Annotated in this window: 22 protein-coding genes; 8 read left to right on the top strand and 14 right to left on the bottom strand. The window is 71.5% G+C overall.

Features of this window, described 5'->3' with window-relative positions; translation table 11 throughout:
• Positions 1-29: 29 nt before the first annotated feature.
• From rpoN to D7X96_RS10790, 5 genes are all read right to left on the bottom strand, one after another.
• Positions 30-1,550: an RNA polymerase factor sigma-54 gene (gene rpoN / locus D7X96_RS10810; protein ID WP_120548304.1), complete on the bottom strand. Its 1,521-nt coding sequence runs from the start codon at positions 1,548-1,550 to the stop codon at positions 30-32.
• A 253-nt stretch (positions 1,551-1,803) separates the two neighbouring features.
• Positions 1,804-2,544 (bottom strand): LPS export ABC transporter ATP-binding protein, encoded by a 741-nt coding sequence (gene lptB, locus D7X96_RS10805; RefSeq protein ID WP_120548305.1) that lies wholly within the window; start codon positions 2,542-2,544, stop codon positions 1,804-1,806.
• Positions 2,541-3,173 carry an LptA/OstA family protein gene (locus D7X96_RS10800; RefSeq protein ID WP_120548306.1) on the bottom strand — a complete coding sequence of 211 codons (633 nt, stop codon included), beginning with the start codon at positions 3,171-3,173 and terminating at the stop codon, positions 2,541-2,543. The genes lptB and D7X96_RS10800 overlap by 4 nt, the downstream gene beginning before the upstream one ends.
• Complete coding sequence (locus D7X96_RS10795; protein WP_120548307.1) at positions 3,170-3,712, bottom strand: LptA/OstA family protein; 543 nt, start codon at positions 3,710-3,712, stop codon at positions 3,170-3,172. The genes D7X96_RS10800 and D7X96_RS10795 overlap by 4 nt, the downstream gene beginning before the upstream one ends.
• Before the next feature lie 13 nt (positions 3,713-3,725).
• A complete protein-coding gene (locus tag D7X96_RS10790) occupies positions 3,726-4,679 on the bottom strand; it encodes a lysophospholipid acyltransferase family protein (protein ID WP_120548308.1) in 954 nt (317 codons plus the stop codon).
• Positions 4,680-4,697: 18 nt separating this feature from the next.
• Here D7X96_RS10790 and astB point away from each other — a divergent pair, with 18 nt between their 5' ends.
• A complete protein-coding gene (gene astB / locus D7X96_RS10785; protein ID WP_120548309.1) occupies positions 4,698-6,020 on the top strand; it encodes an N-succinylarginine dihydrolase in 1,323 nt (440 codons plus the stop codon).
• 135 nt (positions 6,021-6,155) lie between these two features.
• Positions 6,156-6,689, top strand: a complete 534-nt coding sequence (locus D7X96_RS10780; protein ID WP_208647294.1) for an aminoacyl-tRNA deacylase — start codon at positions 6,156-6,158, stop codon at positions 6,687-6,689.
• Positions 6,690-6,696: 7 nt separating this feature from the next.
• Here the strand turns inward: D7X96_RS10780 and D7X96_RS10775 are convergent, their stop codons facing one another.
• The gene (locus tag D7X96_RS10775) at positions 6,697-9,300 is read right to left on the bottom strand and encodes an O-antigen ligase family protein (RefSeq protein ID WP_121769656.1); all 2,604 of its coding nucleotides are present in this window, start codon (positions 9,298-9,300) and stop codon (positions 6,697-6,699) included.
• Between the two features lie 177 nt (positions 9,301-9,477).
• On the opposite strand from D7X96_RS10775, the gene D7X96_RS10770 reads away from it, so the two are divergent.
• Positions 9,478-9,753 carry a hypothetical protein gene (locus tag D7X96_RS10770; RefSeq protein WP_120548312.1) on the top strand — a complete coding sequence of 92 codons (276 nt, stop codon included), beginning with the start codon at positions 9,478-9,480 and terminating at the stop codon, positions 9,751-9,753.
• Positions 9,754-9,773: 20 nt separating this feature from the next.
• Here the strand turns inward: D7X96_RS10770 and D7X96_RS10765 are convergent, their stop codons facing one another.
• From D7X96_RS10765 to D7X96_RS10740, 6 genes are all read right to left on the bottom strand, one after another.
• Positions 9,774-10,961, bottom strand: a complete 1,188-nt coding sequence (locus D7X96_RS10765) for an acyltransferase family protein (RefSeq protein ID WP_121769655.1) — start codon at positions 10,959-10,961, stop codon at positions 9,774-9,776.
• A gap of 2 nt (positions 10,962-10,963) precedes the next feature.
• A complete protein-coding gene (locus tag D7X96_RS10760; protein WP_120548314.1) occupies positions 10,964-12,262 on the bottom strand; it encodes a UDP-glucose dehydrogenase family protein in 1,299 nt (432 codons plus the stop codon).
• 104 nt (positions 12,263-12,366) lie between these two features.
• Complete coding sequence (locus tag D7X96_RS10755) at positions 12,367-13,338, bottom strand: nucleotidyltransferase domain-containing protein (protein WP_120548315.1); 972 nt, start codon at positions 13,336-13,338, stop codon at positions 12,367-12,369.
• A 39-nt stretch (positions 13,339-13,377) separates the two neighbouring features.
• Positions 13,378-14,448 carry a nucleotidyltransferase domain-containing protein gene (locus D7X96_RS10750; protein ID WP_199747083.1) on the bottom strand — a complete coding sequence of 357 codons (1,071 nt, stop codon included), beginning with the start codon at positions 14,446-14,448 and terminating at the stop codon, positions 13,378-13,380.
• Positions 14,449-14,452: 4 nt separating this feature from the next.
• Positions 14,453-15,943, bottom strand: a complete 1,491-nt coding sequence (locus D7X96_RS10745; RefSeq protein ID WP_120548316.1) for an MraY family glycosyltransferase — start codon at positions 15,941-15,943, stop codon at positions 14,453-14,455.
• A gap of 137 nt (positions 15,944-16,080) precedes the next feature.
• The gene (locus tag D7X96_RS10740; protein ID WP_120548317.1) at positions 16,081-17,109 is read right to left on the bottom strand and encodes an ROK family protein; all 1,029 of its coding nucleotides are present in this window, start codon (positions 17,107-17,109) and stop codon (positions 16,081-16,083) included.
• 200 nt (positions 17,110-17,309) lie between these two features.
• Here D7X96_RS10740 and D7X96_RS10735 point away from each other — a divergent pair, with 200 nt between their 5' ends.
• The 5 genes from D7X96_RS10735 to D7X96_RS10710 all read left to right on the top strand — a co-directional run bounded on the left by D7X96_RS10735 (position 17,310) and on the right by D7X96_RS10710 (position 24,064).
• Positions 17,310-18,827, top strand: a complete 1,518-nt coding sequence (locus D7X96_RS10735) for an oligosaccharide flippase family protein (protein WP_121769654.1) — start codon at positions 17,310-17,312, stop codon at positions 18,825-18,827.
• 1,205 nt (positions 18,828-20,032) lie between these two features.
• A complete protein-coding gene (locus tag D7X96_RS41900; RefSeq protein WP_370450113.1) occupies positions 20,033-20,524 on the top strand; it encodes a HEAT repeat domain-containing protein in 492 nt (163 codons plus the stop codon).
• A gap of 28 nt (positions 20,525-20,552) precedes the next feature.
• Positions 20,553-21,677, top strand: coding sequence for a glycosyltransferase family 4 protein (locus tag D7X96_RS10720; RefSeq protein WP_208647295.1), 1,125 nt, complete (start codon positions 20,553-20,555; stop codon positions 21,675-21,677).
• 15 nt (positions 21,678-21,692) lie between these two features.
• Positions 21,693-22,916 carry a glycosyltransferase family 4 protein gene (locus tag D7X96_RS10715; protein WP_120548320.1) on the top strand — a complete coding sequence of 408 codons (1,224 nt, stop codon included), beginning with the start codon at positions 21,693-21,695 and terminating at the stop codon, positions 22,914-22,916.
• Positions 22,913-24,064 carry a glycosyltransferase family 4 protein gene (locus D7X96_RS10710; protein ID WP_121769652.1) on the top strand — a complete coding sequence of 384 codons (1,152 nt, stop codon included), beginning with the start codon at positions 22,913-22,915 and terminating at the stop codon, positions 24,062-24,064. Before D7X96_RS10715 ends, D7X96_RS10710 begins: the two co-directional genes overlap by 4 nt.
• A 4-nt stretch (positions 24,065-24,068) precedes the next feature.
• Here D7X96_RS10710 and D7X96_RS10705 read toward each other — a convergent pair whose 3' ends face one another.
• A complete protein-coding gene (locus D7X96_RS10705) occupies positions 24,069-25,154 on the bottom strand; it encodes a glycosyltransferase family 4 protein (protein ID WP_121769669.1) in 1,086 nt (361 codons plus the stop codon).
• A gap of 19 nt (positions 25,155-25,173) precedes the next feature.
• Positions 25,174-26,580, bottom strand: a complete 1,407-nt coding sequence (locus tag D7X96_RS10700; RefSeq protein WP_244219531.1) for an O-antigen ligase family protein — start codon at positions 26,578-26,580, stop codon at positions 25,174-25,176.
• Between the last annotated feature and the right edge of the window lie 37 nt (positions 26,581-26,617).

The following is a 26,617-nucleotide window of genomic DNA, read 5'->3' as shown; positions in this document are numbered from 1 at the left end:
CGTGCAGGGCCGGTGAGTCCGCAACAGCGCTAGAAGTACTTCTTGCGCTTGCTGCTGGGGAGGATGCCCAGCACCTCGCGGTACTTGGCCACCGTGCGGCGGGCAATCTCGGTGCCCTGCGAGCGCAGCAGCTCCACGATCTTCTGGTCCGAGTACGGATTGCGCGGGTCTTCCTGCGACACCAGCTGCTTGATGTGGTGCTTCACGGCCTCGCTGGCCGTGTCCTCGCCGGACACGCGCGCGATGGACGAGTTGAAGAAGTACTTCAGCTCGAAGATGCCCTGCGGCGTGTGCACGTACTTGCTGGTGGTGACGCGGCTGACGGTGGACTCGTGCATGCCGATGTCCTCCGCCACGTCACGGAGGATGAGGGGCTTGAGGTGCGCGATGCCCTTGTCCAGGAAGTCCCGCTGGAACTTCACGATGCTCTCGGTGACCTTGTAGATGGTCCGCTGCCGCTGGTGGATGGAGCGGATGAGCCACATCGCGCTGCGCAGCTTGTCCTGGATGAACTCCTTCGTCTGCCCGGGGCTCACCGCGCCCGTCTTGAGCGCGTTCCGGTACATGCCGGAGATGCGCAGCTTGGACAGGCCGTCGTCGTTGAGGACCACGGTGTAGTCGTCGTCCCCCAGCTTGTAGACGAAGACGTCGGGGGTGATGTACTGCGCGTCATCCCCGCTGAAGTTGCGGCCCGGCCGCGGGTCCAGCTTCGGGAGCAGCTTCGCCGCCGCGACCACCTCATCCAACGTGACCTTGAGGTCCTTGGCGATGGCCGGCAGGTTCTTGCTCTCCAGATATTTCATGTGCCGCTTGATGATGAGGCCCAGGAGCGCCGCGTTCGGGTCCTTCATCGCCTGCAGCTGGATGAGCAGGCACTCCTGCAGGTCGCGCGCGCCGCAGCCCCGGGGCTCCAGGTTCTGGATGCGGCGCAGGGTGCGCTCGGCCACGTGCATGGGCACGTCCGCCTCGTTGGACAGGCGGATGAGCGGGTCGCCTTCAATCTCCGGCAGCTTGAGGTAGCCGTCGTCGTCCAGGTTCCCGAGGATGAGCACCGCCACGCGGCGCTCGGCCTCGTTGAGCCGCAGCGTGCCCAGCTGCTCCTGGAGGTGGTCGACCAGGTCCTCCTTCTTCACCATGTTGGCTTCGAACGACGGCAGGTCGTCCGTGGCCACGTTGCCCTTGTTGGAGGCGGTGGTGGGCTCGTTGAACTGGTAGCTGTTGAGGTAGGACTCCCAGTCAATCTCCGGGGGGCCCTCGCCGTCCGCCTTGAACTCCTGGGCCGTTTCAGGCGTCGCCGACGGCAGGTCCACGTCGCGCGCGACTTCCGTGTTGTCCGCTTCGAGCGAGGCCTCGCCAGGCTCCTTCTCGCTCACCTCGCCGGGCATGCCCTCCTCGGGCTGCTCCAGAAGCGGGTTCTGCTCCATCTCCTCGCGGACCTGGTCCAGGAGCTCCATACGAGAGAGCTGGAGGAGCTTGATGGCCTGCTGCAGCTGGGGCGTCATCACCAGCTGCTGGGCGAGCTTCAGGCTCTGTTTGAGTTCCATCGCCATGTGGGGGCGTCTCCGGAAGGCTTGCGTGCCACTTGATTGGAGGTTCCAATCAAGGACCGTGCCAACCTAACAAGGACCCCCGGCCACGTCCAGTGCCCCAGCACATGGTTTCTGATTTGCAGTGTCTAAAAATCCGCAGGAAATCCGACAGGTTGCCGAAACCCCCGCTCGCCTGGCTGATGTTCAAACGTCGACGCAAAAGTGGGGCCAACTTCACCCGGAGCATCTGGAGACATACGGGGAGGGCGGGTTTTCACGGAGCCTGGAGACGGAACCGGTCTCCCAGGTAGACGGCTCTCGCACGGGCCGAACCGGCGATCTGCGCGGGGGTGCCCTCTTCGAGGATCTGACCCTGTGCGATGATGTAGGCCCGGTCGCAGATGCCCAGGGTGTCCTGGACGTTGTGGTCGGTGATGAGGATGCCCAGGCCCCGCTCCCGCAGGAGGTGGATCTGACGCTGGAGGTCGCCCACGTTGATGGGGTCCACGCCGGCGAAGGGCTCGTCGAAGAGGATGAAGCGGGGGGCGGGGATGAGGCTGCGGGCGATTTCAGCCCGGCGCCGCTCGCCGCCGGAGAGCGTTTCTCCCCAGGACTCGGCGACGTGGGAGAGGCCGAACTCCTCCAGGAGGGTGTCCGCGCGCTGCTTGCGGTCCTGCGCGGTGAGGCCCTTCTGGAGCTCCAGCACGGCGAGGAAGTTCTCGCGCACCGTGAGCTTGCGGAAGACGGAGGCCTCTTGCGGCAGGTAGCCCACGCCCCGGCGGGCGCGGCGGTGCATGGGCAGGTGGGTGAGGTCCTCGTCGCCCACGCGCACCCGGCCCGCGTCCGGCGTCACCAGGCCCACCACCATGTTGAAGCTGGTCGTCTTGCCGGCGCCGTTGGGGCCCAGCAGGCCCACGACTTCACCCGGGGCGACGTTGAAGGACACGCCGCGCACCACCTGGCGGCCCCGGAAGGTCTTCTGGAGCCCTTCGGCGAAGAGCTTCGCGCCGCTCATGGCACCGTGCCCGGGGGCTTGGGCGCGGGCGCCTTCTTGCGGGTGCCGGGGACGGCGGTGGTGGACGGGGAGTCCACGAGGATGCGGGCGTTCTCCACCTCCAGGCGCTCGTTGCCCAGCACGAGGCGCACCTTGGTGCCGGTGAGGTAGGTGTTGCCCTGGCGGGCCTCCGGGGAGCCCGTCACCACCAGCACGCCGGAGGGCACGTCGTAGTCGGCGCGCTCGCCCCGGGCCTGCCGGTCGCCGTCCACCGCGCGCACGTTGCCGGCGCACACCACGCGCGTCACCTGACGGGTGGCGTTGTAGTAGCCGGTCATCTTGTCGCAGCGGATGTCCATGGTCTGGTGCTTCACCACCACGTTGCCGGTGAGCACCGCCTGGTTGCGGTCGCCGGTGACGTGGTCCGCGGACAGGTCCACCGGGTTGCGCAGGCCCGTGGGCGCCAGGGACGTGCCGGGCGCGGGCGGCGGGGTGGCGGGCGTGGCCGGAGCGGCCGGGGCGGTGGTCGCACCGGGCTTCGCGGCCGGGGTGGCCTGCGCGACGGCCGGAGCGCCAGCAGCGGCGGGAGCGGCGGCCTGGGAGGACGCGGGCTGGGCCATGAACAGCGCCATCACGAGGAACTCAATCACTCCGTCGCTCCACCCAGCACGGCCTGGACCGTGCCTTCGAAGGTGAACGTCTGGTCCGCGGCGGACAGCGTGAAGCGGTCCGCCCGCATCTGGTAGTCGGGGCCCTTCATCGTCACGCCCTCCTCGCCATGGGCCAGGCGCGCGGTCGAGTCGTAGGTCAGCCGGGGGGTGTTGGCCACCAGGCCCTCCCCCGTCTTCACGACGACGCCGCCCGTGCCCACCCACGTCTTGGACGCGAGGCTGCCGTCCATATTCGGCGCGCGGATGGTGGTGCCGGCCTGCTGGGAGGGGGGCGAGCCCTTGCCCGGGGGCAGGGTCACGACGACGTCCGTGGCCTGCACCTCGCCGCCCGCGCGCCGGTAGTTGACGCGCGCGGCGGTGCCGGAGACCTGGAGCGTGTCGCCTTCGTAGGAGCGCAGGCGCGCGCCCTCCAGCACCACGTCCGGGCGCGGCTCGTTCGCGGCGCCCGGGGCCGGACGGCGCGGCGCGCAGGCGGTGGCGAGGAGTCCCAGGAAGCTCAAGGCAAGCAGGCGCGGCACGACGCCCTCCTTATCACCGCGCCGGGGCGGACGGTGCGCCAGCGAGGGCCGGGGGAACGTCCTCGGGTGGACGCGTCTTCCAGCGCTGATGCATCCACACCCACTGTTCGGGGGCCCGGCGGATGGCCGCCTCGATGCGCTGCGACAGGGCGGCGGTGAGGGCCTGCACGGCCGCTTCACGCTCCGTCGCGTCCGGGTGCGGCACCTCCTCCATGGTGAGCCGGTAGCCCTGCCCTTCGCGCTGGCAGAAGCCCACCACCACCGCCGCGCCGGTGCGCAGCGCCAGGTCCGCCGCCGCGCGCGGGGTGGCCGCCAGCTCCCCGAAGAAGGGCACGAAGACGGACTGCACCTTGGTGTCCTGGTCGATGAGGATGCCCAGGATTTCGCCGCTGCGCAGCGCGCGGAGCATGGCCCGGGCCGCGCCCTCCTGGCCGCGCCAGATGCTGCGCACGCCGCCCTTCGCCCGGAAGTCCTCCACCAGCGCGGTGAGGCGCGGGTCGCTGGTCTCCTTCGCGATGCTCTGGCTGGGGTAGCCCGCCTTCGCCACGCGCCGGGCGAGCAGCTCCCAGTTGCCCACGTGGCCGGACACGAAGACGACGCCCTTCCCCTTCGCCAGCGCGGCCTCCAGCACCCGGCGGTCCTCGGGGGGCCAGGACACCAGGGACTCCAGCCCGGCCTCCAGCGCCCGCGCGGAGGCGACCTCCAGGGCCGCGGCGGCCAGGTGGCGGAAGGCGTCACGGGCGAGCGCGTCACGCTCCGCCGGTGTGCGCTCCGGGAAGGCGCGGGCCAGCGACTTGAGCGCCTTCCTGCGCTCCGAGCCCGCGAGCGCGTACGCCCAGCCGCCCAGCGTCATGCCCAGGGCGCGGGCCATGCCCAGCGGCAGGAACTGGAGCAGGCGCAACATCCCGGCGATGAGCAGGTAGCGCAGGAAACGCTTGAGGCGCTTTGTTAAAGGGGGACGCTCCACGACGCGTCTCCATATCCCATGCGCGAATACAACTTCGACGGCCTCATTGGCCCGACCCACAATTACGCCGGCCTCTCGCCGGGCAACCTGGCGTCACAGCACCACGGCGGCCAGCCCAGCCATCCCCGGGAGGCGGCGCTCCAGGGGCTGGAGAAGATGCGCTTCGTGTCGGAGCTGGGCGTGGGCCAGGCGGTGCTGCCGCCCCAGCCACGCCCTTCCCTGCGCACCCTGCGGGCGCTGGGCTTCACGGGCTCCGACGAGGACGTCATCACCCGCGCCGCGCGCGACGCGGAGCACCTGCTGCGCCTCACCTCCAGCGCCTCCGCCATGTGGACGGCGAACGCGGCCACGGTGGCGCCGTCCGCGGACACGGCGGATGGCCGGGTGCACCTGACGCCCGCGAACCTCACGCAGATGTTCCACCGCGCCATCGAGGCGGACACCACGCACGCGGTGCTGCGCGCCATCTTCGCGGACGCGAAGCACTTCCAGGTGCACGCCCCGCTGCCCGGCGCCTCGCACTTCGCGGACGAGGGCGCGGCCAACCACACGCGCCTCTTCACCCCGGGGCACAAGGCCGTGCACCTGCTCGCGTGGGGGCGCAGCGCGTGGCAGGACGTGAAGGGGCCGCAGCGCTTCCCCGCCCGCCAGACGCTGGAGTCCAGCCAGGCCCTGGCGCGGCTGCACCAGCTGGCCCCGGAGCAGGTGGTGCTGCCGCAGCAGCATCCGGACGGCATCGACGCGGGGGCGTTCCACACGGACGTGCTCGCGGTGGGCAACGAGCGCTTCCTCATGCTGCACGCGCTGGCGTTCGTGGAGCACCCGAAGCTCCTCCAGACGCTGCGCGAGAAGCTGGGCGACGCCTTCCGCTCCGAGGTCGCCACGGACGCGGAGCTGCCCGTGAAGGACGCCGTGCGCGCGTATCCGTTCAACTCGCAGGTGCTGTCGCTGCCGGACGGGAGCATGGCCATCATCGCCCCCATCGAGAGCCGCGAGACGCCCACCGCCCGCGCCTTCCTGGAGCGCGTGGTCGCCGGGGACAACCCGGTGAAGGCGGTGCACTACCTGGACGTTCGACAGTCCATGAACAACGGCGGCGGCCCGGCGTGCCTGCGCCAGCGCATCACGCTCACGGACGCGGAGCGCGCCGCCATCACCGCGGACGTCTTCTACTCACCGGCGCTGCATGAATCGCTCGCGGGCTGGGTGCGCAGGCACTACCGCGACGTGCTCAAGCCGGAGGACGTGCGCGACCCGGCGCTCGCTCGGGAGACCATGACGGCGCTCGACGAGCTGACGCGCCTGCTCAAGCTGGGAAGCGTGTACGACTTCCAGCAGTGACGTGAGGCGTTCCGCCTGCCTGCCCTCCGACCCGCCGGACGAGGGCAGGCTCCCACGGCCGTGTCACCCCGGTGGTGAATGGCCGCCCGCGTCGCCCGGACACACCTTCAACGCAAGAAGGAGGTGATGTCCCCCATGATCCCGAATGCCATTCAAAGCTATCTGCGGCGACACCGCGTCCCCTTCGAGCGGTATGCGCATGCGCGTGCGGTGAGCGCGATGGAGCTGGTGGACGCCCTCAACGTGCCCGGCTGGCGCGTGGCCAAGTCCGTCATCGTCCTGGCCGACCGGCAGCCCTGGATTGTCGTCGTGCCCGCGCTGACGACCGTGGACCTGCGGCAGGTCCGCCACACGCTGGGTGTCCGCACCACGCGGCTCGCCGCTGAATCCGAATTCGCCGACCACTTCCCTGACTGCGAGACGGGCGCCGAGCCTCCCTTCGGTGAGCTGTACGGCCTGCCCGTCGCGATGGACGAAGCCCTGAGCGTCAACGAGCGGCTGCTGTTCCGCGCGGGCTCGCACAAGGAGGCCCTGGAGATGCGCTTCCAGGACTTCGCGCGTCTGGAGTGGCCCCTGGTCGCCTCCTTCATCCACCCGGCCACGATGGAGAAGGACGAAGCGAAGGCCTCGTACAACGGCTCTCAGGAGGACTCAGGCGCTCCAGCCTGAAGGGCTCTCATGGCGGAGGAGCGTCGCTGACCGCCGGTGAGCCCGGCGCGTCCTCCAGCAGCGCCCCCTTGTGTGCGTCCTGCAACGCACGCTCGCGTTCTTCCAGCCGCGCCGCCCAGGCCTCACCCTCCGCGCGCCGTGCATCGCCGAGCGGCATGAGCCGCAGGCCCTCGTGCACCGAGCGCGCGGCCGCGTCGTAGCGCGACAGCAGCTCCTGCAACCGGGCCACCGCGAAGTGGCTGTCCGGTCCGGGCAGCAACCCCACGACCGAGCGGCGCTGCTCCAGCGCGCGGGCCAGCAGGCCTTCCTTCTCGAAGCTGTCCGCCTCCAGCGACAGCCGGCGCGCGCGCTGCCGCGTGTCCGTCAGGTACGGCGCCACGGCGGCCAGCGTGTCGCGGGACCTACGCGTGAGCCCTGCCTCCTGCTGCCGCGTGGCCAGCGTGAAGGCCAGCTCCACGTCGTGGGGGAAGCGCTTCGCGAGCGACTCCAGGGACTGAAGGGCCTCCGCGCGCTTTCCCTGCGCGCGCCACACGTCCGCGCGCAGCAGGTGCGTGGCCACCGCGTCCGGAGCGCGCCGCTCCACCTCCGCGCAGGCCGCTTCCGCCGCGGAGAGCTCCCGCTGGGCCAGCTGGCCCCGGGCCTCCTGCATCCACAGCGCGGGGGCCTCGGGCTGGCCCTCGAAGTGCTCACGCGCCCAGGCGAGCCAGGCGAGCCCCAGCGTTCGGCGTGAGGGCACGGCGAGCATCGCCTCCGCCAGCGCCACCGCCTGCCCGGGGGCCTCGGGCGTGAGGGTCTTCAGCTCCTCGACCGTGCGAGCCTTGGGCATCGCCTCGCTGATCAACACGCTCGAGTCCCCGGCCTCGTGCGCGAGCCGGTACTCCAGGAAGGCCTGCTCGCGGCGGCCCAGGTGCAGCAGGGCCCGCGCGGCCACGCGGTGCACGGGGGCATCCAGGGGCCGCAGGTACAGCGTGTGATTGACGAAGGTCAGCGCGTCCTTCGCGCCCGCCGCGCCGTGGGACACGGAGGCCATCGCCATCAGCCGGTACAGCAGGTAGTCCGCCGGGTGCACGCCGATGAGCTGGAGCCCCAGCGCCCGCACCTCCGCGTCCGGTGCACGGGCGGAGATGCGCTCCGCCAGCAGGACCTCCGCGTCCGCCATCCTCCGGCGTCCCGGCACCAGCGCGACGAGCAGCACCACCGCGAGCCCCGCCGCCAGCGCCATCGCGGGACCGGCGGGCAGCGTGCCCTGCTTCGTGCGGCGTGCCGCCATGCGCTCGGCCTCACGGGGCCGGGCCACCGAGCCCAGCACCACCGCGACCGCCACCGCGCACGCGGGCAGCTCCAGGCTGAAGTCGAAGAGGTTGTGCAGCGCCAGCGCCGCCACGCCGGACAGCGCCGCCAGCTCCACGGGCCCGTGGTCCTCGCGCCGCACGCGCTTCACGAAGGCCCAGACGCCCAGCCCCAGCAGCAGCAGTCCCGGCACGCCCCACTCCGCCGCCCACTGCAATACGGCGTTCTCCGGGTGCGTGAAGGTGTTGGGGTTGGGCTCGGTCTGGTAGCGCGGGAAGGCGGCCTCGAACGCGCCGCGCCCCATGCCCAGCACCGGGAAGGCGCGGGCCGCGCGGGCCATCATCGGCCAGGGCTCCATCTTGCCGCGGCGCAGGGACTCCACGCCGTCCACGGTGCGCGCCTCCGCCCACAGCTGATCCGCCGCCAGGTACGCGCCCACGGACAGCGTGGCCAGCAGCCCCAGCAGCACCGCCGCGCCCTTGCCCCACGCGGGCCTCGCGGGCGTGCGCGCCTCGCGCCGCTGCTTCATCAGCCACACGGCGAGCAGCACCTGCCCGAAGACGAAGAACACGATGCCCGCGCGAGACAGCGACAGGAGCACGCCCGCGCCGGAGACGAGCGCCGCCATCGCGAAGGGCCACGCACGGGAGCGCGGCTGCTTCGACAGCGCGAGCCCCACCGACACCGTCGCGCACAGTCCCAGGAAGCCCGCCAGGTGGTTGGGGTTGCCGAATGGCGTCACCAGCGGCGGCCGCGCGTGCACGTACGCCCGCAGTCCGAACAGCGTGTCCACGCCGGACAGCGCATGCCCCAGCCCCACCGTCGCCACCGCCGCGCCCGTGAACGCCAGCACCGCGAGCAGCCGCTGCCTCGACGCGCGCGCCCGGCACACCTGCACCGCCGCGAGGAACGTCAGGAGATAGGCCCCGTGCTTCGCCAGCTCACGCCAGGTGGCGGAAGGCTCCAGCGACACCGGCCGCCAGTCCGTGAGCCCCAGCGGCACGAGCACGTCCGCGCGCAGCGCCTCGGCCTCCGGGCTCACCCACGCGAGCAGCCCCGGTGGCAGTGGCACCAACTGAAACGCGCACAGCACCAGGCCGCCCACCAGGGGGGCGGACAGGAGCGGCACGCGAGGCGTCTCGCCCTGGCGCCGGGCACCCACGAACGCCAGCACCGCCGCGGCACCGGAGAGCGCGACCAGCGGCCAGGCCACCCAGCGCGCCGCGCCGCCGAGCGCCACCGGGCCCAGCATCACCAGCGCCGCGAGCGCCGCTTCCGCGTAGACGGTGTACCGGGAGACGCGGTGGGAGCCAGGAGCCATGCGCGGCGCGGGAGTATGTCACGCTCCTCACGGACCACCGGGGTCCGCCTCCCAGCGAGCGGACGAGACGCCTGGACGCCTCCTCCCCTGGCGCGGCTTTCCCGGGGCCCGCGAATGAACGTGCCCCCGGGACACCGCTTGCATCCGGGGAATCATCTGGCATCTTCGCCCGACCCCATGCGTCGCCTCCTGCTCACCGCCGCCGTCCTCTGCGCCTCCCTCTCCGGACTCACCGCGTGCAAGAGCGCCTGCCGCGAGCTGTCCGAGAAGCTCTGCGAGTGCGCCTTGAACTCGGTGGAGAAGCAGGCCTGCCAGCAGCGCGCCGCCGACGAAGAGGGCCGCGTGGAGCCCACCGCCGACGACGAGCTCGTCTGTGAGGCGAGGCTCGACGGCTGCGACTGCCGCGCCATCGAGACCGAAGCGGGCAAGAAGGCCTGCGGCCTCGCCCGCTGAAGGACGCGCGGCAGGAAGCCTCAGGCGCCCGGGACCACGGGAGCCGAAGCAGCCCGCGCGGACGGGCCTTCCACCCACGGCTGCAACCCGCGCCGCACCCGCGTGCGCCACGGCGTCTCCACCCACCGGTGCACCGCCACCGAAGCGGGCACCAGCAACGCCAGCAGCACCGCCAGGAAGCGCGTGGGCGAGGACAGGTCCACGAACCGCTCCATCCAGTGCACCCCCTCGCTGACCGGGAACTGCAGCAGGTACAGCGCGTAGCTGGCCCCCCCCAGGTGCACCAGCCACGGCCGCGCCAGCAGCTGCCCCAGCGGGCCACCACCCCGCGCGAGCCCGTACACCAGCAGCGCGGACGCCGGCGCCAGCAGCGCGTTGTGCATCAGCGGATACGGAATCACCGCGCCCTGTGAGAAGCCCGCGACCAGCAGCGCCGCGCCCGCCAGCGCCATCACCGCGCCGGAGCGCTGGGACGCCGCCGACGCGCGCTCCCGGACGAAGACGAGCCCCAGCAGCACGCCCAGCAGGAACTCCGGCAGACGCGCCAGCGGGTTGAACTTCATCATCGTCAGCCAGAAGCCGCCGGATGCCGCGTCCAGCGTGCCCGGTCCGTCCGGCCGCAGCACCAGGTAGAGCACCGGCGGCAGCAGGCCCAGGAGCCACACGCCCACCAGGGCCGCCGTCATGCGCGCGCCCCGGAAGCGCTCCAGCCGCCCGGCCAGCGCGGGGAACAGCGCGTAGAAGAACGCCTCCACCGACACGGACCAGGACGGCGGGTTCCAGTACAGCGCGAGCCGCGGCACCCACGACTGGAGCAGCATCAGCGTGGTGAGCCCCGCCGTGCCCAGCTTCGCCACCGCCACCGGCAACGGGTTGTCCGCCAGCGAGGCCTGCGCCGTGGGCACCGCCGACAGCAGGAACATCAGGAGGAACACCGGGTAGACGCGCGCCACCCGCGCGCTCCAGAAGGCCCGGGGCGGGGTCTGCATCCTCCCGGCCGTGTCCACGTAGTTGTACGCGAGCACGAAGCCGGACAGGAGGAAGAAGACCCCCACGGACGCATAGCCGGAGGCCACCACCTGCACCATCCACTCCGGCGCCACGCCCTGGATGCACGGGGTGCCGAAGTGGAACAACACGACGTGCAGGGCCGCCAGGAAGCGCAGCCCTGTCAGTGCATCCAGCGAGCCTCCGGACTGCTGCTTCATGGCTACTTGCGGCCGATGCCGAAGTAGGTGAAGCCCAGCTCACGCATGCGCGCGGGCTGGAAGATGTTGCGGCCGTCGAACACGACCGGCGTCTTCATCAGCTTCTTCATGCGGTCGAAGTCCGGGTGGCGGAACTCGTTCCACTCCGTCACCACGAACAGGCCGTCCACGCCCTCCAGCGCGTCGTACGGCACCTCCGCGTAGCGGATGCGGTCGCCGAAGACGCGCTTGGACGCGTGCGCGGCCACCGGGTCGTGCGCAATCACCGTCGCGCCCTTGCCGATGAGGCCCTCGATGACCTCGATGGACGGCGCCTCGCGCATGTCGTCCGTCTTCGGCTTGAACGCCAGGCCCCAGACGCCGAACTTCTTGCCCTCCAGCGACCCGTAGTGCTTCACGGCCTTGTTCACGAGCAGCTTCTTCTGGCGCTCGTTGGTGCGCTCCACCGCGCGCAGCAGGTCCAGCTCCAGGCCGTACTCGCGCGCCGTGGTGACGAGCGCCTTCACGTCCTTGGGGAAGCAGGAGCCGCCGTAGCCCACGCCCGGGAAGAGGAACGGGTAGCCGATGCGCTTGTCCGCGCCCAGGCCCTTGCGCACGAAGTCCACGTCCGCGCCCACCTTCTCGCAGAGCGCGGAGATGTCGTTCATGAACGAGATGCGCGTCGCGAGCATCGCGTTGGCCGCGTACTTCGTCAGCTCCGCGGAGCGCGTGTCCATGAACAGGATGGGGTTCTCCGTGCGCACGAACGGCGCGTAGAGCTCACCCATGATGTTGCGCGCGCGCTCGGTGTCCGCGCCAATGACGACGCGGTCCGGCTTGAAGAAGTCGTCCAGCGCGGCGCCTTCCTTCAGGAACTCCGGGTTGGAGACGACGTCGAACTCCACGTCCGTCACCTTGGCGATGGCTTCGCGAACCTTGTCCGCGGTGCCCACCGGCACGGTGCTCTTGTCCACCACCACCGTGTACTGCTTCATCGCGCGGCCCACCGCCTGCGCCGCCGCGAGCACGTACTGGAGATCCGCCTCGCCGCTCTCACCTTCCGGAGTGCCCACGGCGATGAACACGGCCTGGGCGTTCGCCACGCCTTCCGCCAGGTTCGTGGTGAACGTGAGGCGCTTCTCCTTCACGTTCTTCTTGATGAGCTCCTCGAGACCCGGCTCGTAGATGGGAACCTGTCCATCCTGGAGCATGCGGATCTTCCGCTCGTCGATGTCCACGCACGCGACGTCGTTGCCCGAGTCAGCGAAGCAGGTGCCCGCGACGAGTCCGACGTAGCCCGATCCGATAATGGCAATGCGCATTCTTTAAGTGTCCTGGTTTCGACAGGTGGCGTCATGAACTCATACGCCGACCCGCGCACCGAAAGAAAGCCCGGGCGCGCAGGACGCAGAGCGACCAGACAGGCTTATCGCCCCGTGAGGAGGCGCCGCAGTCGATCCACACCCCGCAGGGCGGATGAACGTCCAGGGGTGCTCACCGGACCCACCACGCCCCGGTCCAGCAGCTCACGGGTCGCGCGGCGCAGCGGCGGGAAGGCGGCGGTGGCCTGCGCTTCCGCGTCCGGGAACAGCCGCGCCACGATGGCCAGCGACGTGTAGAGGGCGCGCTCCAGGCCGAACGCCTCCGCGCGTGAGAGCAGCGCCGGCACGTCCAGCGGGCGCGAGTACACGCCGCCCATCCAGGTGGCGCCGGTGATGAGCTCGCGCAGGTCCACGAAGGACAGCCACGGCACGTCATACCCGTGGTGGGCCTGGTCCAACGCGGTGAGCAACAGCGCGTCCTCCAGCTCCGGGCGGAAGACGGACTGGCCGTAGACCTTCATGGGTTTGGCGCGCTCGAAGATGCCGGCCAACTGCTCACGTCGGTTCGCGCCCAGCACGTCCGCGTAGATGTGGATGGGGGTGCGGCCGTCGGACACGACGCGGGCGGCGCCGCTGTTCGTGGAGTCCGGCTCCGGGACGAACTCGTGGTTGGACAGGTAGCCGGCGAAGCCGTCCACGTCCATGCGGCGCACCAGCACCTGGATGTCCAGCACGGGCCGGAAGCCCACGTGCGGATAGAGCGCCTCCGCGAAGGCCGCGCCGCCCAGGAGGAGGATCTTGCGGCCCTCCAGCTGGTCCACGATGCGCTTGAAGTGCACCAGCTTCATGACGTTGTCGTTCACGGAGCCGGTGTAGATGGACATCATCCGGTCGCGGGCCCACTCGGGCGCCTCGCCGCCGCCCATGCGGTACTCCAGGTTGTACGCCGCGAGCGGCGCCAGTCCCTGCGAGATGGCCCAGTCGACGTAGGCCTCCCACGGCGCGCCGCGCAGCTTGCCGCGCGGGGGCTCGAAGGAGGACAGGACCCGGAAGGTGTCGAGGAGGCTGGGCGCCATGGTGCGGCACCTTTAATGGGCCGGGCCCGCCCGCCGCAATCACCGTCTTCCAGCAGGCGGCCGGACGGGCCGTGGGGCCCCTGGCTCCGCTCCCGTCCCGGGCGGCGGCCCCCGCAGCCGCCGGAGCGCGTACGCCACCATGGGCCCGGCCCGGGGCGCGAGGGCCAGCTTCGCGGCGACCCACGCCGGCTTGTTCCTCGCCAGCTCCGCGTCCACCAGCCGGGGCCCGGAGAACAGCCGCGTCGCCAGCGCGCGCTGCCACCGGGGAGGCGCCAGCGCCTTGAGCACCCACCCGGGCACGGGCGCGTCCAGCAGCCGCCGAGCCGCGTCCCACGCGTACCAGACCAGATGGGGCAGCCCGGTCCGCCGCGCGCGCGTCACCACGCGGTCCCAGTCCAGCCGGGGGTGCGCCCGCGCCAGCAGCTTCAGGTCGAACAGCCAGGCCAGCCGCTGCAGCAGGTGGTTGCTCGCGTGCAGGGACAGGTACACGGCCTCGTCCTCCGGGCACAGGTAGCGCACGGGGTGGCCGTCCAGCGTCGCGTCCACGGCGCGCGCCACCAGCGCGTCGCCCTCCAGCGCCAGGCCGTAGCCCGCGAGCGCGCGGTAGTGCAGCTCCACCAGCCCGTCCGGTCCGGTGAGCTCCACGTGGTGCGCGTCGTCCCGGTCCACCTCGCCGGCCTGGGTGGTGAGCCCCATGCCCTCCAGCGCGTGCACGGCGCACAGCATCCGCGCGCGCGGCACCAGCAGGTCCACGTCGTTCGTCGCGCGCTGGAGCGGCTCCGGGTAGAGCCTGCGCGCCAGCCCGTAGCCCTTGAGCAGCACCGGCGTCACGCCTGGCGCCGACAGCGCCGCGAGGCTGCGCGACAACAGCGAGCGCACGCGCAGGACCCGCGCCGCGCTCATCCGGGCCTCGCGCGACAGGAGCGCGGCCGCGTCCGGGGTCAGCGGCCAGTCCGCCTTCGCGAGCGCGTGCTCGACGAAGCCCGCCAGCCCGTGCCGCACGGCGGCCTTCACCAGCGCGTCGCAGGCGCCTTCATCCGAGGGCCCGGGAGCGTCCGGCACTTCTGGCCACGCGTAAAGCAGGGTCAGCAGGTCCGCAGAGGCGGTCATGGGCTCACCGCCGGAGCGCGATGATGCGCTGGGGCTCCGCGGCCTCCAGCGCCACGAGCTGCCCCACCCGCTCCGCCACCGCGTCCGCGACGACCTCCAGCGCCAGCTCCTCGTCCCGGTCGATGGCGGCCCGGCCGTCGCGCCAGACCAGGCGCAGCGCGCCGAGCGCCACGTCCTCCTCCTTCACGTCCAGGCGCACCTCCAGCGCGGACGCGGCGCCGGCCTGCGGGTGCTGGGACTCGAAGACGACGCCCGCGCCCACGTCCTCATGCGGGCGGCGCAGGCGCAGCTCCAGCGCGGACAGGCTCAGGCCCTGGGACAGCGGACGCACGGCGTTCCACACCTCCTGGAACGAACCGGCCGAGCGCACCGCCGAGGTGACGGAGCGCACCAGCGAGCGCAGCTCCAGGTTGCGCTGGCGCGTCTGCTGGACGACGTCCATGTGGCGCAGCATGTCCAGGTAGCCCAGCTTGCGCATCAGCACCATGATGACCACGCCCACGCCGCTGAGCAGCAGCGCGCTCTGCATGCTGTTGGCGAAGTTGAGCGCCAGCGCGGTGACCATGAACAGCGTGCACAGCGCGTAGAGCACCAGCACCGTGGTGCGGTGGGACAGGAAGAGGCGGCTCATCAGCCGGTGGTGGATGTGCTCCTTGTCCGCGCTGAACATGGGTCTGCCCAACAGCGAGCGGCGCACCATGGCCAGCAGCGTGTCCATGATGGGCAGGCCCAGCGCCATCACCGGCACCAGCAGCGCCACCGCGGTGCCGCTCTTCGACGACGTCTTGATGGAGACGGCCGCCAGCACGAAGCCCAGGAACATGCTGCCCGTGTCCCCCATGAAGATGGAGGCCGGGTTGAAGTTGAAGACGAGGAACCCGAGGATGGCGCCCGCGAGCGCCACCATCAGCAGGCACAGCAGCACGTCCCCGCGCATCAGCGCGAGCAGGAAGTGGGTGCCCACGCCGAAGAACGCGACGCCGCCCGCCAGCCCGTCCAGCCCGTCGATGAGGTTGAGCGCGTTGATGACGCCCACCACCCACAGCACCGTCAAGGGCAGGCTCAAGAACCCCAGCGCCAGCTCCGCGCCGAAGGGGTTGGCCAGCACTTCAATGCGGAAGCCAATGGCGTACAGGCCCAGCGCCACCGCGAACTGCACGGAGAACTTCAGCTTCGCGCCCGCGCCCTTGAGGTCGTCGTAGAAGCCCAGCCCCGCGATGATGGCGCCGCCCACGAAGAGGCCCACGATGAGCGACGTCTGCGAGACGAACTGGTCCCCGACGCCCGAGTCCACGAGGAACAGCGCGCACAGCGGCGCGAAGAAGCCCCCCACGATGCCGATGCCGCCCAGCCGCGGGACGGGCCGCACGTGCACCTTGCGGCTGGAGTTCGCCGCGTCCAACCAGCCCCACGCCAGCGCGCGCTCGCGCACGCGCCACGTGAGCACCAGCGCCACGAGGAGCGACACGAGGAAGGCGACGAAGAGGGTGACCATGCGAGAAGAGCGTCCACCCGCATCGTGACGGCCACCGAAGCAGCGCGTCAATGTCCCGGCGTCGCGGATGCGTCACGACCCGCCTGCCTCCTTGCTGGCACGGGCGGCGATGTCGGGCCAGGTGAGTCCTCCAGGCCTTACATCCGCGGGCCCGCGAGCAGCGCCGCCCCGATGGCGCCGGACAGGTCGCCCAGCTCGGCGATGCGCATCACGGGCTTGCGCTCCGTGATGAACAGGTGCGGCTGCATGGCGTCCTGGAGGTGGCCCATGTAGATGGGCCCCAGCCGGGACCCCAGCCCGCCGCCGATGACGACGGCCTCCACGTCCAGCAGGTTGATGACGGAGGCGATGGCCACGCCCAGCATCTTGATGGCCCGTTCGATGAGCCGCGTGGCCAGCGGATCCTTCTGCTTCAGCGCGCTCGCCCAGACGCTGCTGGACAGGCGCGTGCGCTTCTTGTCGCGCATGATGTCGAAGAGGATTGTCTTCTCCCCCTTCTTCGCCGCCGAGCGCGCCTTGCGCTCCATGCACGCGCGCCCCGCGTAGGCCTCCAGGCAGCCGCGCCGGCCGCAGCCGCAGCGTGCGCCGTCCGGCTTCACCACCATGTGGCCAATCTCTCCGGCGGAGCCCTGCCCGCGCCACGGCACGCCGTTGAGCACCAGGCCGCCGCCCACGCCCGTGCCCCACCACACGCCCAGCACGGAGCGGTGGTCGCGGCCCGCGCCCAGCTTGTACTCGGCCGCGACGGCCACCTGGACGTCGTTGCCCAGCACCACCTTGCCGCCGCCCACCAGGTCGCCCAGGTCCGACGCCAGGGGATAGGGCGCGTCCCAGCCGCCCGCCACGTTGCTCGTGTGGGAGAGCGTGCCGCGGTTCGCGTCCACCGCCCCGGGCACGCCCACGCCCACGCCCGCGAGCCTCGCGGGCTCGATGCCCACGGACTGCGCGGCCTCGCCCAACGAGGCGTAGAGCTCCTTCACCACCTCGCCCGGACCGCCCGCCGTGGGGGTCGCGTGGCGGGCCCGGCCCAGCACGTCGCCGCGCGCGTCCACGATGACGGCTTCGATCTTCGTGCCGCCCAGGTCGATACCTCCCCAGATGCGGGCCCTGTCGCTGCGCGACCCGTTCCCCGCGCGGTGCCCGTTCTTCGCTGAAGCCTCGGCCATGTGGTGCTCCCGTGGTTCGGTTCGCTCGCGGGACAATCTGCGCAGTGAGGCCCCGGCCCGTGCCGCCGTGCCAGACACGCCCGTGTCCGCCCGCCCGCCCCACGGGGCTGCATGCGGGCCCTCCTCTCCGGGCACGGAGCACCCTGCCTCCTCCTGCCCCCTGTTCGCCGGAGGCGGGCGCGCATATAGGCTTCGCCGGAATGAGCAGCCGTTCCCCTTCCGCGCCGGACGCCGACGCTCCGCCCCTGGGCATGTCGGACGTGAAGGTCCGCGCACAGCGCTCCATCATCGCCCTGCTCCTGCGGACGGTCGGCTCGCTGGGCCTGCGCGTGGTGAGCTCACTCACCCTGTCGCGTCTGCTGTTCCCCGGGGACTATGGCGTGTTCGCCATCGTCGCCTTCACCTCCGCGATGGGCGCGTTCCTGGGGGACCTGGGGCTCAGCGCCTCGCTGGTGCGCCAGCAGCACGAACCCACGCAGGACGAAATCACCTCCGCCTTCTGGAGCCACCAGGCGTTCACCGTCTTCATCGTGGGCGTCATCGTGCTGCTCGCGCCGTGGCTGTCGCGCACCTACGAGCTGGGGCCTTCGGGCGCGGCCATGGTGGGCACGATGGCGGTGGGCCTGTTCTTCCACTCGCTGCGCGTCATTCCCATCATGATGCTGGAGCGGCAGCTGCGCTTCCCGACGCTCGCGCGCATCGAGCTCATCGAGAGCGTGGCGCAGACGGCGGGCAGCATCCTGCTGGCCTCCTTGCACTTCGGAGCGTGGTCGCTCATCGGCGGCGGGCTGGTGCGGGGCGCGGTGGGCATGGTGCTGTTCTGGGCGGCGGCGGGCTGGCGGCCCCAGGGCACGTTCCGCTGGGACATCGTGAAGCGGCTCTTGTCCTTCGGCATCTGGTTCCAGCTCACGGGCCTCATCCCCGCGGTGCTCCAGGGTTGGATTCCGCTCGTGGTGGGGCGCATGGAGGGCAAGGACGGGGTGGGCCTGGTGAACTGGGCGACCGCGCTGGCCTCCGTGCCGCTGGCGGTGAGCAGCGTCCTCACCCGCGTCGCGTATCCGGCGTACAGCCGCATGCAGGAGGACGCGGCCGCGTTGGCGGACTACCTGCGCACGTCCATCCGGCGCGTAAGCGCGGTCCTGTGCCTGGCCATTCCCTTCGGCGTCATCGCGCTGCCGCCCTTCATCCCGGTGGTCTTCGGTGAGCGCTGGAGCCTCGCGTCCACGCTGGTGCAGTGGTTCACCATCGAGGCGTCGATGCTGGCGGTGCAGGGCCTGCTGAACTCCCAGCAGCACGCCAGCGGTCACGCGCGGGAGCGGATGTACGTGGCCACCGCAGGGAGCCTGCTGCGCTTTGGCCTGGGAGCGCTGGCGGTGATGCATTGGGGCATCGTGGGCGTCGGGGTGAGCGCGACGGCCGTGACGCTCACGGAGCTGTGGTTCACGGCGCGGCTGGTGGCCCGCCGCAACCCGCACCTGTCGCGGCTCGAGTTCGAGGTCATGGAGCCGTTCCTCACGGTGGGCGCGCTGCTCGCGCTCGCGGTGGGCTGTTCGCGGCTCGCGATGGGACAGGACGGGCTGCTCGTGCAGGCGCTGGTGGCGGCGGGGCTGCTGACCGTGCTGGTGCTCGCGCGTGAGACCACGCGGCGCGGCCTGTCGTTGCTGGGAGAGCTGCGCGCCCTGGTCCAGCACCTGCGCGCGAGGCGGGCACCTCCATGAGCCCTGCGTGGCACCTGCTGACAGGTGAGTATCCGCCGGCTCCTGGGGGCGTCTCCGACCACACCCGGAGCATCGCCCACGCGTTGGTGAACGCGGGGGAGACGGTGCACGTCTGGACCCCTGGCGCCGAGGGCGTCACGGATGATCAGGGTGTGACGGTGCACCGGTGGCCCGGCCTCTTCACCCCGCCGGGGTTGGTGCGTCTGACGCGTGAGCTGGATGCGACGCCCGCTCCTCGGAGGCTGCTGCTCCTGTACGTGCCGCAGGCGTTCGGCCTGAAGGCGATGAACGTGCCGTTCTGCGCCTGGTTCGCCGCGAGGCGGCAGGACGAACGCGAGCTGTTCATCCATGAGGCGGTGTACCCGTGGAGCCCGCGCGCGCCGTGGAAGCACCAGGTGCTCGCGGGGGTCACGCGGGTGATGCTGCGCACGCTGGCGCTCGGAGTGGAGCGCGCGTACGTGTCCATCCCCACCTGGGCGGAGCATCTGCCCGAGCCCCTGCGCAGCCAGGCCCGGTGGTGTCCCATCCCCAGTCCCCTGCCCCTCGACGTGCCGGAGGAGGCAGTGCGCGCGGTGCGGGGTACGCTGGGCGATGGCCCGACGGTGGCGCACTTCGGCACGTATGGTGGGGCCATCGCGGGTACGCTGGAGGCGGTGCTCGTGCCGCTGTTGCAGCGGGATGAGCGGAGGCAGGCGCTGCTGCTGGGCCGGGGCAGTCAGGGGTGGAGTGACGCGCTCTCGCGCAAGCATCCCGCGCTGGCTCGCAGGCTCCATGCGAGGGACGGACTGGGACCGGAGGCCGTGGCCGCGCACCTGCGTGCGGCGGACGTGATGTTGCAGCCGTACCCGGATGGCATCAGCGCCCGGCGCAGCAGCGCGATGGCCGGCCTGGGCCTGAGGATGCCCATCGTCACCCACACCGGGCACCTGAGCGAACGGCTGTGGCGCGACCATCTGCCCGTGGCACTCGCGGACGATGCGTCCCCCGCCGCGCTGCTGGCGCTCACCGAGCACCTGCTGGAGGACAGCAAGGAACGGCGGGCCCTGGGCAGGCGTGCGGCCCGCGTCTACCGTGAGCAGTTCGCGCTGGAGCACACGGTGGCGCACCTGATGCGTCGCACTGGGAACGCCGTGAGCGACACGCCCCTGGCGCCAGAACAGCGTGACGCCGCGCTGAAGGACCTCCTGGGGGACGATCGCACCGCGATGGTCAAGGCGTCGAAGCTGCTGTGCGATGACAAGTCGACCACGCCCACGCTGCTCCGATTCCTCGATGCGGAGACGCGCGTCGACAATCGGCACGCCATCCTCTACGCGCTGACCTGGCACAGCCATCTCGCGCAGTGGGACCTCATGGTCGGCATCCTCAAGGATGTTCGGGAGGCGCCGCTGGTCCGTGGTCAAGCCGCGGAGTACCTGGCCTACAACTTCCCGAAGGTGAGAACGGACTCCGTGGAGTTCAAGGTCGCGGTCGACGCCCTGCTTGAAGCGTTGAAGGACCCTTCGCCTGAGATGCGCTACTGCGCGGTTCACGCCCTGGGCAATACGGGGCACCCGCCGCTGCTTCCGGCACTCCGGGAGATGCTCCAGGACACGACCCCGGCTCCGGGATGGGTGGGCACCGTGAGTTCCCAGGCATCGGAGTCGATGGAATGGCTCGAGAGCATGCATGAGCAGCGGCGTAAGCAGGGGCCCTGAGGTGAGCACCTTGCGGCTGAAGGTCCTGATGGATCCGCGCGAAGAGGGCTGGCCCAGCATGGACCTGGTGGGCGAAGCGCTCGTGGACGGACTGGCGGCGTTTCCCTCCGAGGTCGCCGTCACCCGCGTGCGCCCATCCATTCCGCAGGCCGTGCGCACCCTTCCCCGCGTGGGCAGCCGCAAGGCCGCCTTCAACACGGACCGGCTGCTCACCCGCTTCGGTCTCTATCCCGCGCGGCTGCTGCGTGAGCGTGTGGGACACGATGCGTTCCACGTCGTGGACCACACCTACGCGCAGCTCGTCCACGCGCTGCCCGCGGAGCGCACCGGCGTCTTCTGCCATGACCTGGATGCGTTCCGCTCCGTCCTGGAACCGCACCGTGAACCGCGCCCCACGTGGTTCCGCTTGATGGCACGCGCCACGCTCAAGGGCCTGGAGCGCGCGGCCATCGTCTTCCACAGCACGCAGCAGGTCCGCGACGAACTGCTCACGCACGGCGTGGTTCCCCCCGAGCGGCTGGTCTGGGCGCCCTACGGTGTCTCGCCGGAGTACCAGCTCGCCCCGGTTCCCGGAGACGCCAGCGACGCAGTGCTCGCGCCGTTGAAGGGCCGGCCGTACCTGCTGCACGTGGGCAGCGCCATCCGCCGCAAGCGCCTGGACGTGCTCTTTGAAACCTTCGCGGCGCTGCGAACCCGGCACCCGGACCTCATGCTGGTGCAGCAGGGGGGCGAGCTGGACGCGGCCCAACAGGCCCAGGTGGCACGGCTCGGCTTGAAGGGCGCGCTGCTGCAACCGCCCCGGCAGGAACGGGCCACGCTCGCGGGCCTGTACCGGCGTGCCCGCGCGGTGCTGGTGCCCAGTGACGCGGAGGGCTTCGGCCTGCCCGTCATCGAAGCGCTGGCATGTGGCGTCCCCGTGGTGGCCAGCGACCTGCCGGTGCTGCGCGAAGTGGGCGCGGATGCCTGCACGTACTGCCCGGTGGGCGACGTGGCCGCATGGGCGGAAGCCGTGGATGCGCTGCTCACGGGCCGCGTGCCCGCGCCATCCCCGGAGACGCGACGCGCACGGGCCGCGCGCTTCACCTGGAGCGCGCACGCGCGCACCGTGCTGGACGCGTACCTGCATCGCCTTGACCGCCCCGGGCGGGTCTGATTCGGTCGCGTCCGCGTGCGGATTTTGTTCCTCAACCCCGTGGGAATCCTGGGCGGTGCCGAGCGCGCACTCGTGGATCTCCTCGCGTGCCTGCGCACGCTGGAGCCCGGCCTGTCGCTGCACCTCATCGCGGGCACGGACGGCCCCCTCGTGGAGACGGCCCGAGGACTCGGCGTGGACACCCAGGTGCTCGCCCTGCCCGACCGGCTGTCCGCGCTCGGGGACAGTGGCCTCCGCGAGCAGGGCCGCGCCGGGCTCCTTCGCTTCGCGCGTGAAATCGCCCCCACGCCCCTGCTGCTGGCCCGCTATGGCCTCGACCTGCGGCGCGCGGTGCGAGACGCGGCGCCGGACCTGCTGCACTCCAATGGCATCAAGACGCACCTGTTGAGCGCGGCTACCACGGGGCTGCCCATTCCGCGCGTGTGGCACGTGCACGACTTCCTCGGGGAACGGCCGCTCGTACGCCGCGCGCTCTCCGGCCTGCATCCGTTGGCCTCGGCCGCCATCGCGAACTCGCAGGCCGTGGGTGACGACGCGCGCACGGTGCTGGGGAAGGTGCCCGTGCACGTCGTGCCCAACGGCGTGGACGTGGAGCGGTTCTCCCCCGCCGCCGGTGACGGCGCGCACCTGGATGCACTGGCGGGACTACCGCCCGCGCCTCCGGGAACGCTGCGCGTGGGGCTCGTGGCCACGTACGCGCGTTGGAAGGGACACGACGTCTTCCTGGAGGCCGCGGCACAACTGACGCGCCAGCCCGTGCGCTTCTACCTCGTGGGCGCGCCCCTCTACCGCACGGCCGGCTCGCAGTTCACCGGCGCGGAGCTGCGCGAACAGGTGGAGCGCCACGGCCTCACGGGCCGCGTGGGCTTCGTGCCCTTCCAGCCCGAGCCCGCCCGCGTCTACCGCGCCCTGGACGTCTTCGTGCACGCGAGCACCCGCCGCGAGCCCTTCGGCCTCACCATCGCCGAAGCGCTCGCCTGCGGCCGGGCCGCCGTCATCTCCAGGTCGAGCGGAGCCGCCGAAGCCCTGCGGGATGGCGAGGACGTCCTGGCCATTGAACCGGGCAACGCGAACACGCTCGCGGCGGCCCTGCGCCGGCTGCTGGAGGACGAAGCCCTGCGAGCCACCCTGGCCCGAGCGGCCCGAGACACCGCCGTGCGCCGCTTCTCCCGCGAGCGCTACGCCCGGGACATCCTCGCCGTGTACCGGAGCCTCGTCCCCGCGCGAGGGCACCCATGATGCGTCCCCGGAAGCTCGTCACCGTCTCGCACTCCTACGTCGTCACCCTCAACCGGCGGCTGGCCAACGAGATGGCGCGCGTGGGCGCCGGCCGCTGGGACGTCACCGCCGTGGCGCCGAAGGCCTTTCACGGAGACCTGAGCCCGCTGGTGCTCCAGCGCGACCCGAACGAGGCCGTGAACCTGGAGGGCGTGCCCGCGTACTTCAGCCGCTCGCTGCACGGCTTCGTCTACGGGCCGGAGTTGCGCGCGCACCTGTCGCGAGGCGCGGACCTGGTGCACCTGTGGGAGGAGCCCTACGTCTTCTCCGGCCTGGAGGTGGCGCTCCTGACGCCGCGTCACGTGCCGCTCGTCTTCTGCACGTTCCAGAATCTGGCCAAGCGCTACCCCCCGCCCTTCGCGCAGGCCGAGCGCTTCGTCCTGCGCCGTGCCGCGGGGTGGATCGCCTGGGGCCAGACGGTGCACGACAACCTCCTCGCCCGGCCCGGTTATGCGCAGCGTCCCTCGCGCTTCATCCCCGTGGGCGTGGACGTGGAGCACTTCCGCCCGGATGCCGAAGCGGGCCGGGCGTTCCGGGATGCCCAGGGCTGGACGTCCGAAGGGCCTCCCGTGGTGGGCTACCTGGGCCGCTTCGTGCCGGAGAAGGGCTTGCGGCTCATGATGGATGCGCTCAACACGCTGCGCACGCCGTGGCGAGCCCTCTTCGTCGGAGGAGGCCCCCTGGAGACGGAACTGCGCGCGTGGGCACAGCGCCACGGAGACCGGGTGCGCATCGTCACCGGCGTGAAGCACGCGGAGGTGCCGCGCGCGCTCAACGCCATGGACGTGCTCTGCGCGCCCAGCCAGACGACGCCCACATGGAAGGAGCAGTTCGGCCGCATGCTCGCGGAGGCTTTCGCGTGTGGCGTGCCCGTGTTCGCCAGCGACTCCGGAGAGATTCCGCACACCGTGGGCGATGCCGGGCGCATCCTGCCGGAGGCGTACGGCGGTGCCTGGGTCGCCGCGCTGGAGGAACTGCTGGAGAGCCCCGCGAAACGTCAGGAACTGTCCGCGCGAGGCCGCGAACGTGCTGTGTCCCGCTTCGCCTGGCCCGTGGTCGCGAAGGCGCACCTCGACTTCTTCGAGCAGGTGCTCGAGCGCCGCGCCTGAAGGCTCACGCCTCCAGCCGCTCCACCACCGCCTCCGCCATCGCGTCCCACGTCCAGGCCCGCAGCTCGGAAGACAGCGCGGTCACGGCGGGCATCCAGTCTCCGCTCCGGGCCCGCCACTCCTCCAGGCGCCGCACCAGCTCGCCCGAGTCCTCGGGGTCGTCCAGCAACAGTCCCTGAAGCGACGACGGATAGCGCTCCGCCACGCCCGCCGAGCGGCTCACCATCGCGGGGATGCCCACGCACAGCGCTTCGTGCACGCCCAGGCCATAGGACTCGTAGCGAGTGGGAGACACCAGCAGGTCGGCGGCGGCCATCAGGCGGGGCACGTCGTCGCGGAAGCCCAGGAAGCGGATCCGTTCGCCCAGCCCCTGCTCACGCGCCGCGCGCTCCCAGGCTTCGCGCTGCGCACCCGTCCCAGCGACGTACAGGTCCACGTCCCACTCGCGTCGCGCGCACAGCCGCGCCCACGCATGGAAGAGCGTATCGAAGCCCTTGCGCCGGTCCCCCAGCGCGCCCACGAACAGCGCGGCCCTCCGCTCCCGTGGCCAGCCCAGCGACGCCCGCGCCTCGCGCCGGAGCGCGGGGGACGTGGACGGGAAGCGCGACGGGTCACCGCCCAGGTACACGACGTGGACGCGGGACTCCTCCACGCCCGTGGCGGCCAGCAGGTCCTGCCGCGTGCGTCGCGAGTTCGCCAGGATGATCCGCGCCCGTCGCAGCGCACGCTGCTCACTGCGCAGGTGCAGCAGGTGGCTCACCTGGCCCTTGAGCCTGCGAAGGGGGCTGCCAACGGGCTCGGGCGCGTGCGCGGCGTGGACGTAGTGGACCCAGTTGGCGGCGGGCACCTCGCAGTTGCCACCGTTGGCCACCACCTGTCCGCCTTGCGCCAGCGTGCGCGCGGCCCAGTAGCGTCCCACGGCGTCGAGCAGCGGCTCGCCGAGCAGGTACGCGTTCGCGGGCTTGGGCACGCGGACGAAGTGCACGTTGGGGTAGCGCAGGAGCGAGTCCTCCACCCGGTGCGCCACCAGCCGCACCGGCCCACCCTGGCGCGCGAGCCAGTCCGCCAGCGCGAGGTTCGCGCGGTCCATGCCTCCGGTGGAGACGAAGTCACCGCTGATGAGCGTGTAGGGCCGCATTCCGGTTCCAGTACGCGCTGAAGAAGGCCGCGTTGAGCAGCCAGAACTCCATGCCCATCTGGCTCATGAAGAACTGATAGCTGAAGGTCTGCGCCAGCGCGCCCAGGTCATACGCGAACAGGAGGCTGCCCCAGAGCCAGAACTCGCCCGCCGAGTCATCGCGGCGCCGCGCCACCTGGAAGCCCCACCACAGGGTCGCCAGCAGCGCGAGCGGATAGCAGACGAGCCCCAGCCACCCGCCGTCGTACGCCCACGCCGTCCACTGGATTTCGGCCCACAGCGGAGGGCTTTCACGGTCGGTGTTGTCGCCGAAGTAGGCGTTGGCCATGCCGTAGCGGCCCAGGCCCGCGCCCAGGGGGAACTCCGGGAGCACCTGGTCGAAGGTCTCGTCGAGGAAGCGGCCCCGGTTGGAGTGATACACCTGCGAGGGGTCGGACGCCGTGAGCGTGCTCCACCGCGAGAGCACCGCGTCGCCGCCAACCGCGACGGCCCAGCCGAAGGCCACCACGGCGAAGCCACCCACGACCGAGGCCAGCGTCACGAGGCGCACCCACCGGCCACTCACGGTGAGCACCAGCGCCATGGCCGCCATGCAGACAATCAGCGTCACCGCCGCGACGCGCACCTGCCCCAGATAGAGACAGACGAGCCCGATGCCGATGCCCGCCGCACCCAGCAGCTTCCGGGACATGCCCTGACGGCTGAGCAGGAACGCGCCGCCCAGCAGCACCGAATAAAAGGCGCCAGTGGCGGCTCCGCCCGGGACGTCCGTCAGCCCCATGGGGCGGAACACGCGCGCGCCGCTCGCGGTCTCGAACTGGAGGCTGCGCACGTAGCCCTCGCCCTGGCTTTCAACCATGGCGGACAGCGCGGGCTGGAAGCGTCCGGGGAAGGTCACCTGCAGGATGCCCAGCGACGCGCTCGCCATGTTGAACAGGAAGAGCAGCAGGACGACGCGTCCGAACATCTTCGCGTCGATGCGCAGGCGGCTCGCCCAGAACAGGGGCGCGAACACGGAGATCTGGATGCCCAGCTGCGCGGCGGCCGCCAACGGCGTGTTGGTGCCGGGGTGGAAGAAGTTCAGCGCGGTGAGCCCCGCGGACGCGAGCAGGAAGGGCATCGCCGGGTGCTTGAGGCGCGGGCCCTTCACCAGGAACAGCAGCGCCAGGCTGGTGCCGAACGACAGGATGCGGAACACCACGCGCACGGGCGCCAGCGCTTCGAACAGCAGCGCGAGCTGGCAGACGAAGAGCAGCGCGATGAACGCCACCACCACGCGGCCCGAACCGAGCAGCCCCGGCGGCGCGGGAGCCGGAGCAGGCACGGCCTGCGTCGTCACGGGCTCGGGCGCGCGGCGCACGTAGCGCTGGTGCAGCACACCAGGGCCACGGAGCTGGGGACGAGGACTCGCGCTC

The sequence above is a fragment of the Corallococcus interemptor genome (genome assembly GCF_003668875.1).
In the GTDB taxonomy this organism is placed as follows: domain Bacteria; phylum Myxococcota; class Myxococcia; order Myxococcales; family Myxococcaceae; genus Corallococcus; species Corallococcus interemptor.
This window is presented reverse-complemented; position numbering and strand designations above follow the sequence as displayed.

Bases quoted from the DNA above. Each gene is read 5' to 3' on its own strand.
- D7X96_RS10720 (WP_208647295.1), top strand. From the start codon at position 20,553: ATGGATCCGCGCGAAGAGGGCTGGCCCAGCATGGACCTGGTGGGCGAA.
- D7X96_RS10770 (WP_120548312.1), top strand. From the start codon at position 9,478: ATGCGTCGCCTCCTGCTCACCGCCGCCGTCCTCTGCGCCTCCCTCTCC.
- D7X96_RS10755 (WP_120548315.1), bottom strand. From the start codon at position 13,338: ATGGCGCCCAGCCTCCTCGACACCTTCCGGGTCCTGTCCTCCTTCGAG.
- D7X96_RS10750 (WP_199747083.1), bottom strand. From the start codon at position 14,448: ATGACCGCCTCTGCGGACCTGCTGACCCTGCTTTACGCGTGGCCAGAA.
- D7X96_RS10760 (WP_120548314.1), bottom strand. From the start codon at position 12,262: ATGCGCATTGCCATTATCGGATCGGGCTACGTCGGACTCGTCGCGGGC.
- D7X96_RS10765 (WP_121769655.1), bottom strand. From the start codon at position 10,961: ATGAAGCAGCAGTCCGGAGGCTCGCTGGATGCACTGACAGGGCTGCGC.
- D7X96_RS41900 (WP_370450113.1), top strand. From the start codon at position 20,033: ATGGTCAAGGCGTCGAAGCTGCTGTGCGATGACAAGTCGACCACGCCC.
- lptB (WP_120548305.1), bottom strand. From the start codon at position 2,544: ATGAGCGGCGCGAAGCTCTTCGCCGAAGGGCTCCAGAAGACCTTCCGG.
- astB (WP_120548309.1), top strand. From the start codon at position 4,698: ATGCGCGAATACAACTTCGACGGCCTCATTGGCCCGACCCACAATTAC.
- D7X96_RS10735 (WP_121769654.1), top strand. From the start codon at position 17,310: ATGAGCAGCCGTTCCCCTTCCGCGCCGGACGCCGACGCTCCGCCCCTG.
- D7X96_RS10740 (WP_120548317.1), bottom strand. From the start codon at position 17,109: ATGGCCGAGGCTTCAGCGAAGAACGGGCACCGCGCGGGGAACGGGTCG.
- D7X96_RS10775 (WP_121769656.1), bottom strand. From the start codon at position 9,300: ATGGCTCCTGGCTCCCACCGCGTCTCCCGGTACACCGTCTACGCGGAA.
- rpoN (WP_120548304.1), bottom strand. From the start codon at position 1,550: ATGGCGATGGAACTCAAACAGAGCCTGAAGCTCGCCCAGCAGCTGGTG.
- D7X96_RS10780 (WP_208647294.1), top strand. From the start codon at position 6,156: ATGATCCCGAATGCCATTCAAAGCTATCTGCGGCGACACCGCGTCCCC.
- D7X96_RS10705 (WP_121769669.1), bottom strand. From the start codon at position 25,154: ATGGACCGCGCGAACCTCGCGCTGGCGGACTGGCTCGCGCGCCAGGGT.
- D7X96_RS10745 (WP_120548316.1), bottom strand. From the start codon at position 15,943: ATGGTCACCCTCTTCGTCGCCTTCCTCGTGTCGCTCCTCGTGGCGCTG.
- D7X96_RS10710 (WP_121769652.1), top strand. From the start codon at position 22,913: ATGATGCGTCCCCGGAAGCTCGTCACCGTCTCGCACTCCTACGTCGTC.